This is a genomic window from Streptomyces caeni (genome assembly GCF_042678285.1).
GTDB lineage: Bacteria > Actinomycetota > Actinomycetes > Streptomycetales > Streptomycetaceae > Streptomyces > Streptomyces caeni.
The window spans coordinates 42,830-50,123 of record NZ_JBHUDX010000051.1 but is presented as its reverse complement, the minus strand read 5'-3'; the positions used below and the strand labels follow the sequence as shown (position 1 = coordinate 50,123).

Annotated in this window: 9 protein-coding genes and 1 pseudogene; 5 read left to right on the top strand and 5 right to left on the bottom strand. The window is 72.8% G+C overall.

Going from position 1 to position 7,294, the window contains the following annotated elements; all coding sequences use genetic code 11:
* A pseudogene (locus ACFSL4_RS19240) lies at window positions 1-119 on the top strand (undecaprenyl-diphosphatase); the annotation flags it as partial.
* A 126-nt stretch (window positions 120-245) separates the two neighbouring features.
* On the top strand, window positions 246-425 hold the full coding sequence (locus ACFSL4_RS19235; protein WP_381084217.1) for a hypothetical protein: 180 nt from the start codon (window positions 246-248) through the stop codon (window positions 423-425).
* Window positions 426-432: 7 nt separating this feature from the next.
* On the opposite strand, the gene ACFSL4_RS19230 is transcribed toward ACFSL4_RS19235, so the two are convergent.
* The 3 genes from ACFSL4_RS19230 to ACFSL4_RS19220 all read right to left on the bottom strand — a co-directional run bounded on the left by ACFSL4_RS19230 (window position 433) and on the right by ACFSL4_RS19220 (window position 2,374).
* Window positions 433-1,017, bottom strand: a complete 585-nt coding sequence (locus ACFSL4_RS19230; protein ID WP_381084215.1) for a chloramphenicol phosphotransferase CPT family protein — start codon at window positions 1,015-1,017, stop codon at window positions 433-435.
* On the bottom strand, window positions 986-1,726 hold the full coding sequence (locus tag ACFSL4_RS19225) for an SDR family NAD(P)-dependent oxidoreductase (RefSeq protein ID WP_381084213.1): 741 nt from the start codon (window positions 1,724-1,726) through the stop codon (window positions 986-988). Before ACFSL4_RS19225 ends, ACFSL4_RS19230 begins: the two co-directional genes overlap by 32 nt.
* Before the next feature lie 63 nt (window positions 1,727-1,789).
* The gene (locus tag ACFSL4_RS19220; RefSeq protein ID WP_381084211.1) at window positions 1,790-2,374 is read right to left on the bottom strand and encodes a PadR family transcriptional regulator; all 585 of its coding nucleotides are present in this window, start codon (window positions 2,372-2,374) and stop codon (window positions 1,790-1,792) included.
* A 92-nt stretch (window positions 2,375-2,466) separates the two neighbouring features.
* Between ACFSL4_RS19220 and ACFSL4_RS19215 the strand changes: the two genes are divergently transcribed.
* From ACFSL4_RS19215 to lnt, 3 genes are all read left to right on the top strand, one after another.
* A complete protein-coding gene (locus ACFSL4_RS19215) occupies window positions 2,467-2,898 on the top strand; it encodes a nuclear transport factor 2 family protein (protein ID WP_381084209.1) in 432 nt (143 codons plus the stop codon).
* Between the two features lie 117 nt (window positions 2,899-3,015).
* On the top strand, window positions 3,016-3,495 hold the full coding sequence (locus tag ACFSL4_RS19210; protein ID WP_381084207.1) for a nuclear transport factor 2 family protein: 480 nt from the start codon (window positions 3,016-3,018) through the stop codon (window positions 3,493-3,495).
* Between the two features lie 86 nt (window positions 3,496-3,581).
* On the top strand, window positions 3,582-5,156 hold the full coding sequence (lnt, locus tag ACFSL4_RS19205) for an apolipoprotein N-acyltransferase (RefSeq protein WP_381084205.1): 1,575 nt from the start codon (window positions 3,582-3,584) through the stop codon (window positions 5,154-5,156).
* On the opposite strand, the gene ACFSL4_RS19200 is transcribed toward lnt, so the two are convergent.
* Both ACFSL4_RS19200 and ACFSL4_RS19195 read right to left on the bottom strand, forming a co-directional pair.
* Window positions 5,074-5,985 carry a Gfo/Idh/MocA family protein gene (locus ACFSL4_RS19200; protein ID WP_381084203.1) on the bottom strand — a complete coding sequence of 304 codons (912 nt, stop codon included), beginning with the start codon at window positions 5,983-5,985 and terminating at the stop codon, window positions 5,074-5,076. The genes lnt and ACFSL4_RS19200 overlap by 83 nt on opposite strands.
* Window positions 5,986-5,995: 10 nt before the next feature.
* On the bottom strand, window positions 5,996-7,222 hold the full coding sequence (locus ACFSL4_RS19195) for an FAD-dependent monooxygenase (RefSeq protein WP_381084201.1): 1,227 nt from the start codon (window positions 7,220-7,222) through the stop codon (window positions 5,996-5,998).
* Between the last annotated feature and the right edge of the window lie 72 nt (window positions 7,223-7,294).

Here is a 7,294-nt window from a genome sequence, read left to right as displayed (position 1 = left end):
TCATTTCGAGCAAGAGCTTCATGCCGTTCGTCTGGTACCGGATCGCACTCGGCGTCGCCATCATCGCGCTGGTCGCCGCAGGTGTGCTCAGCCCGCACGCGGCCGAGTCGGCGGGCTGATCCCGGCGCGGCGCGCGACCGCGCCGAACCCCGACGTCCGCCCGGCGAACGATCGTGACCAACCGCATACGGCCCCTGTAGCCGTGTGGTAGCGCGCTGTCAGCCCTTGCCCCTAGGCTTGTGCGCATGTCCCCCGATTCCCTGAGCCCTGGTTCCGCACGTTCCGCCGACGACTTAAACGAGCGGATCCGTGCCCTGTGGCTGCGCGCGGGCGGTTCCCTGTCGGCCCAGGAGCGCGCGGAGTACGAGCTGTTGGTCGTGGAATGGGCGGCGGCGATACGCGGCAAGGTCATCGAGGCGGCCTGACCCACCCTCACCGGCCGCCGTCCAGCAGGCGCTGGAAGGCCGTCGGCCGTGGACGCCCGGGCAGGAACCCCTTGATCCGCCGAGTGCACTCGCCCGCCTCCGCACGGCTCGTGTCCACCTCCAGGTCGTAGACACCACGGGCGTGCACCAGCTCCGGCTGCCGCACCGCCGGCCCCGACGGGCGGTCACCACGGGCCCGTGCACACCTCTCCAGTTCCTCGCGCGGGCAGCGCATCCCCACCAGCATCGCGTCCTGCGGCGGGAACAGGTCGAGACAGTCCCGCAGCCGCCATTCCTCGCCGAGCACGTGGTCGACGACGACGTTTCCGCCACCGGCGGCCATCCCGGCGACGGCCCGGTGGTAGCCCCGCCACGTGCGGCGCAGCAACGCCTTCAGCTCCACCGGCGACAGAGGCGGCCCGGAGCGCATCGCGTGGAACGCGTCGACGGGCATGTGGAGCCAGGGCTCATCCACGATCCGCAGCGACCGGGCCGCGATGCTCCGCTTCCCCGCGCTCGACGTGCCGTTGAGGAAGACGACCGGCCCGCCGCGCGGGGGCTCACCGGCCGCCGGCCACCCGCAGCACGGCACCGGTGGTGTAGGACGACTCGGGCGACATCAGCCATGCGATCGCCGCGGCGACCTCCTCGGCCCGGCCGGCACGGCGCAGAGGAGTCGTGGCCGCCACGCGCTCGGGGCGGCCCGGGTCACCCATCGCCCGGTGAATGTCGGTGTCGATCACCCCGGGTGCCACCGCGTTGACCCGGATGCCGTCCTGGCCCAGTTCCTTGGCCAGGCCCAGCGTCAGGGCGTCGACCGCGGCCTTGGTCGCCGCGTAGTGCACGTACTCGCCGGGACTGCCCAGCGTCGCCGCGGCCGACGACACATTGACGATCACACCGCCGCCGCGCGCCGGCATCTCCCTGGCGGCGCGGCGTGAACACAGCAGCGCGCCCAGCAGGTTGACCTCCACGACCCGGCGCAGATCGGCCGGGTCCGTGTCCGCCAGCCGGCCCAGCGGACCCGTCACCCCGGCGTTGTTGACGAGGCCGGTCACGGGCCCGAGCGCCTCGGCGGCCGTCTCGAAGAGCCGGTCGACATCGGCCTCCTCGGAGGTGTCCACCCGCACGGTGACACACCGGACGCCCGACGCCCGTACGGCGGTCGCGGTGTGCTCCGCGGCCTCGCCGTCCCGCACGTACCCGAGCACCACGTCGTGCCCGTCCGCCGCGAGCCGCACACACGTCGCGGCACCGATCCCGCGGCTGCCTCCGGTGACCACCGTGACCGGACGCGTCATAGGTACCCTTCCGCCGAAGGCCGGTGACGTCGTCGAACACCCCGAAGACGTCGAAGACGTCGATCACTCCACGATCGCAGACGCGCCGGGTGTCTCGGCCTGCCTCGCCCGCAGGACGGTGATGGCGCGTTCGCACCAGTCGTGGTTGCCCTGCTCGAAGGCGAGGCCGCGCAGACACGTCAGATAGGGACCGATACGGGCACCGTGGCGCAGGAACTCCTCCTCGGTGCGATCGCCCCGCATGGCGTGCAGCAGCGTGCCGAACACCTCGACCTTGGCCCGGGCGAAGGCGGCCCGCTCGGCCAGCTGCGCGATCAGCGTCCCCGTGTCGACCCGCTCGGCGGCCTGCACCTTGACGAGCAGGTCGTCACGGATGAAGGAGGGCTTTGCGTCCGCGGCCGAGAAGTGCTCCAGCTCGGCCAGGCCGGCCTCGGTGACCCTGAACAGGCGCTTGGTGGGCCGAGTCTCCTGGACCACTTCGCGGCCCGTGATCAGCCCGTCCCGCTCCAGCCGGGTCAGCTCGGCGTACAGCTGCTGGGGCTGTGCGTACCAGAAGTTCGCCACCCCCAGGTCGAACGCCTTGGCGAGCTGGTACCCGCTCAGTTCCTCGTCCAGCAGCGCCGCGAGCACGGCGTGGCGCAACGCCATCGGATCGCTTCCCTCCTGCCGCTGTCCACGGACACCCCAGCCATGATACTCAAGAATATGACTACTCATATTCATGACTATGGGGAGAAGCAGTGACCGCAACCGAGCGCTTCCGCGAGGCCGTCGACAACCGCGACCTCACCGCCCTGGAGGACCTGTTCACCGAGGACATCCGCCTCTACAGCCCCGTGAAGTTCCAGCCCTTCGAGGGCCGGCCGATGGTGCTGGGACTCTTCGGGGTCCTGATGCGCACCTTCGACGACTTCCGCTACATCGGGCAGTACACGGGCGCGGGCGAGACCGGCGCCGACGGCACCGAGTCCCCCTCGACGGTCCTGCTCTTCCGGGCGACCGTGGACGGCAGGGAGATCCACGGCATCGACCTGCTGCACTTCGACGACAACGGCCGGATCAAGGAGTTCACGGTGATGGTGCGGCCGCAGTCCGCCGTGCACGCGCTGGGCCAGGCGGTCCTCGCGGGTCTGGTCGCCGACGGTCTCGTCCCGGCGCCCGCCGCGGGGTGAGGGGCACCTGTTCCGGTCTCGGATCGAGGCCGTCGCCACCGGTCTGCCGGCACCGGTCCCGCGAAAGGGCCCGCACGGCCCCTTGGCTGCGCCCGCCACGTCCCCAACACTGATCCGATGACGCAGCGTGTGGAGCTCGCGACCGTGTTGGACCGGCTGGCCGTCGACGGACTCGTCACCGAGTACGCGGTGGCCGTGGACGACGGCGACTGGGAGGCGTACCAAGGGCTGTTCACGGCCGACGGCCGTGCCGACTACCGCTCGGCCGGCGGGATCGAGGGCGACGCCGGGCAGGTCGCGGCATGGCTCGCCCGGACGATGCGGCTGTTCCCGGTGCGCCAGCACCTGATCGTCAACCGGCGCGTCCGGTTCGGCGTCCTGGAACAGGACGTGGGCGACACGGCCCGGGTACAGGCCGACTACGTCAATCCGATGCGGTTCGCGGCAGAGGACGGCGGACCGTCCGAACCCGACTTCGTCTGCGGCGGCCGGTACGCGTTCGCGTTCCTGCGCACGGACGAGGGCTGGCGGCTGCGTGAGATGGTCGTCCAGGAGAAGTGGCGACGTGCCCCGCACGGGCAGGAGGCGGCCGACTGAGCGAGTCCCCGTGGACCGCCGGGCCCTCTGTCGGAGATCGTCGGCGGCGCGCACACTGGAAGCACGCACCGGGGAGGAGACGCCGCATGAGGATGCCCGGCGACTGGCTCGCCTCCCGGTGGCGGCGCGGTGCCGCCGCCGTGCTGGCGGGTGCGCTGCCGATGTCCGCCTTTCCCGCCCCCTCGTGGTGGTGGTTCGCGTATGTCGCGCTGGTCCCGTGGATCCTGCTCGCCCGCTCCGCCCCGACCGGCAGGCGGGCCGCCTACGACGGCTGGCTGGGCGGATTCGGCTTCATGACGGCCGTGCACCACTGGCTGATACCGAACCTGAACGTGTTCACGTTCGTCATCGCGGCGCTGCTCGGCGCGCTCTGGGCCCCCTGGGGCTGGCTGGTGCGGCGCTTCCTCGCCGGGGTCCCCTCCCCGGGGCGGATCGGCGCCGCCCTTCTCGTCCTGCCCTCCGGCTGGCTGATGGTGGAACTCGTCCGCTCCTGGCAGGGGCTCGGCGGCCCCTGGGGGCTGCTCGGGTCGAGCCAGTGGCAGGTGCAGCCCGCGCTGCGGCTCGCGTCGGTCGGTGGAGTGTGGCTGCTGAGCTTCCTCGTCGTGGCCGTCAACGTCGCCGTGGCCGTGCTCGTGTCGCTGCGCCGCTCGCGTGTCCCCGCCGTGGCCGGGCTCGTCGCGACGGCCGTAGTGGCGTCGGCGGCCTGGGTCTGGGCGCCGCGGCCCGTCCCCGACGGGCGGGTGCGGATCGCGGTCGTCCAGCCCGGGGTCATCGACGGGGCGGAGAGCGGCGACAAGCGGTTCGCCCGCGAGGAGCAGCTGACCCGGAGGCTCGCGGGGCAGCACGTGGACCTGGTCGTCTGGGGCGAGAGCAGCGTCGGCTTCGACCTTGCGCGGCGTCCCGATCTCGCCGGCCGGATCGCGGCGCTGTCCCGGCTGGTGAAGGCCGACATCCTGGTCAACGTGGACGCCCGCCGCTCCGACCGCCCGGGCATCTACAAGAGCTCCGTGCTCGTGGGCCCGGACGGCCTCACCGGCCAGCGCTACGACAAGATGCGACTCGTCCCGTTCGGCGAGTACATACCGGCGCGATCCGTGCTCGGCTGGGCCACCTCGGTCGGCAGGGCGGCCGCCGAGGACCGCAGGCGCGGCACCGAGCAGGTGGTGATGAACGTGGGGCGCGGGCTGCGCGTCGGCCCGATGATCTGCTTCGAGTCCGCGTTCCCGGACATGAGCCGCCATCTCGCGGACGACGGCGCGGCGGTGCTGATCGCCCAGTCGTCCACATCGACGTTCCAGCAGAGCTGGGCGCCCGCGCAGCACGCCTCGCTGGCCGCGTTGCGCGCCGCCGAGACCGGCCGCCCCATGGTGCACGCCACGCTGACCGGTGTCTCCGCCGTCTACGGCCCCGGCGGGGAGCGCATCGGCTCCTGGCTCGGCACGGACGCGAGCACCTCGGCGGTCTACGACATCCCGCTGGCCCGCGGCGTCACCCCGTACGTCCGCTACGGCGACTGGCCGGTGTACGCGTCCCTGGGGATCCTCGCCGCGCTGTGCGCGGCGGAGGGCGTCCGGGCTCTCAGCGGGCGGCGGCGCGCTCCCGCACCGCAGCCACCACCCGCTCGCACAGTTCGTGGGTCGCCAGTGCGTCACGGGCGCTGAGCACCGTGCCGGCCCGGACGGCGTCGAGGAAGGCGAGTGCGGCCTGCTCGATGCCGCGCTGCCGGGCCACCGGCACCCAGTCCCCGCGCCGCCGCACGGTCGGCTGGCCCTTGTGGTCGACGATCTCCGCCAGGTTCAGCACCTGCCGCTTGGTGTCCTGCCCGGAGACCTCCAGGATCTCCTCCGCCGAACCGCTCAGCCGGTTCATCACGCCGAGCGCGGTGAATCCGTCCCCGGCCAGCTGGAGCACCACATGGTGCAGCAGCCCGCCCTCGGTGCGGGCGCGCACCGTCACGTCGTCGACCGGTCCCGGCACCAGGAACCGCAGCGTGTCCACGACATGGATGAAGTCGTCGAGGATCATCGTGCGCGGGTCCTCGGGCAGGCCGACGCGGTTCTTCTGCATCAGGATGAGCTCGCGCGGATGGTCGGCGCACTGCATGTAGCCGGGTGCGTAGCGCCGGTTGAAGCCGACCGCCAGAGCGACGCCGCGCTCCTCGGCGAGCCGCACCAGCCGTTCGGAGTCGGCGAACTCGTAGGCGAGGGGCTTGTCGACATACGTCGGCACGCCCGCCTCCAGGAGCCGGGCGACGATCTCCGGGTGGGCGGCGGTGGGCGCGTGCACGAACGCCGCGTCGAGGCCCTGGGCGAGGAGCGCGTCCAGATCGGTGTGCCGCTGCTCCGGGGGAAGGCGCAGACCGTCCGCGACACGGTGGAGCGTCGCGGGGGTCCTCGTCTGGAGATGCAGTTCGAGCCCCGGCTGCAACGCCAGCACCGGCAGGTACGCCTTCAGCGCTATGTCTCCGAGTCCGATGCAGCCGACCTTCACAGGATGTCTCCTAGGGGTTGCCGACGGGTGCCTCACCGGAAGCATACGGCTGCTGCGGGGGGCGCCAGCCGACGATGTCGTCCAGTCCCCGCAGGAAGAGGGTGGGGGCGACCCGGGACACCCCGGAGACCAGGGCGTCGCGCACGACGATGCCGGGGCGGCTGGGCATCAGGTTCAGCCGGGCCGTGCCGACGGCCTTGCGGACGATCGTCATGGTGCGGGGCAGCCGGGCCGCCGTGTAGGTGGCGAGAGCGTCGGTGGTGGAGGTCCCGCCGCTCGCGCTGCGCCGGGACACGGCGTGGGCCAGCACGATCGCGTCCTCGATGGCCTGGTTGCCGCCCTGGCCGAGCAGGGGCGGCATGGCGTGCGCGGCGTCGCCGAGCAGCACGACCCGGCCGGAGTGGAAGGCGGGCGGCGGCTCGGCGATGTGGTGGACGTCGTGCCGCAGGACGTCGCCGGGGCGGGCCGCGGCGAGGACGGCCGGGACCGGATCGTGCCAGTCCCCGAACCGGCGCACGAGCTCGGCCTTCTCGTCGCCGTCCGGCGCGCGCTCCCCGGCGGGCTCGAGGGCCGCGGCGTACGCGTACACCCTGCCGTCCTTCATCGGCTGGGTTCCCCACAGGCGGCCCCGGCCCCACGTCTCGTGAGGCGCCACCTCCACCCCCGGCAGCGGCATCGTGATCCGCCAGGTGGTGAATCCGCTGTACACGACGCCGGGATGCCCCGGAAACAGCGCGCGGCGTACGGCGGAGTGGATGCCGTCGGCGGCGACGACCAGGTCTGCCTCCAGGTCCCCGTCGGGGGTGGTGACGCGGGCCGGGCGGCCGGCGGCGTCACCGGGGTCGGCGAGGGTCGCGGGCGCGCCCGTGCGGACGGTGCCGGGCGGGAGCCGGTCGGCCAGGCGGTCGATCAGGGTGGCGCGGTGCAGCAGCACGATCGGGCCGCCCAGGCGTTCGGCCACCGCGGCGCCGTCGGACCGCATCAGCCAGCGCCCGCTCGGGGTGCGCAGCCCTCCGTCGCCCTGCCAGGCGGCAAGGCCCCGGATCTCGTCCCCGAGCCCGATGACGTCCAAGGCGCGCAGGGCGTTGGGGGACAGCGAGATTCCGGCGCCGGCCGGCTCCAGCGAGCCGGCCCGTTCCAGGACGGTGACCCTCCGGCCGGCGCGGTGCAGGGCGACCGCCGCGGTCAGGCCCCCGATCCCTCCCCCGATGACGACGGCGTGTGACGACTGTGCCATGGCTCCTCCTCGTGCCCACGAAAGACACTACGCCTGTAGTGAGTGGTGCGGCGACCTTACTACAGATGTAGT

Excerpts from the sequence above, each read along its gene's own strand:
- lnt (WP_381084205.1), top strand. The coding sequence starts at position 3,582 with ATGAGGATGCCCGGCGACTGGCTCGCCTCCCGGTGGCGGCGCGGTGCC.
- ACFSL4_RS19210 (WP_381084207.1), top strand. The coding sequence starts at position 3,016 with ATGACGCAGCGTGTGGAGCTCGCGACCGTGTTGGACCGGCTGGCCGTC.
- ACFSL4_RS19195 (WP_381084201.1), bottom strand. The coding sequence starts at position 7,222 with ATGGCACAGTCGTCACACGCCGTCGTCATCGGGGGAGGGATCGGGGGC.
- ACFSL4_RS19220 (WP_381084211.1), bottom strand. The coding sequence starts at position 2,374 with ATGGCGTTGCGCCACGCCGTGCTCGCGGCGCTGCTGGACGAGGAACTG.
- ACFSL4_RS19235 (WP_381084217.1), top strand. The coding sequence starts at position 246 with ATGTCCCCCGATTCCCTGAGCCCTGGTTCCGCACGTTCCGCCGACGAC.
- ACFSL4_RS19225 (WP_381084213.1), bottom strand. The coding sequence starts at position 1,726 with ATGACGCGTCCGGTCACGGTGGTCACCGGAGGCAGCCGCGGGATCGGT.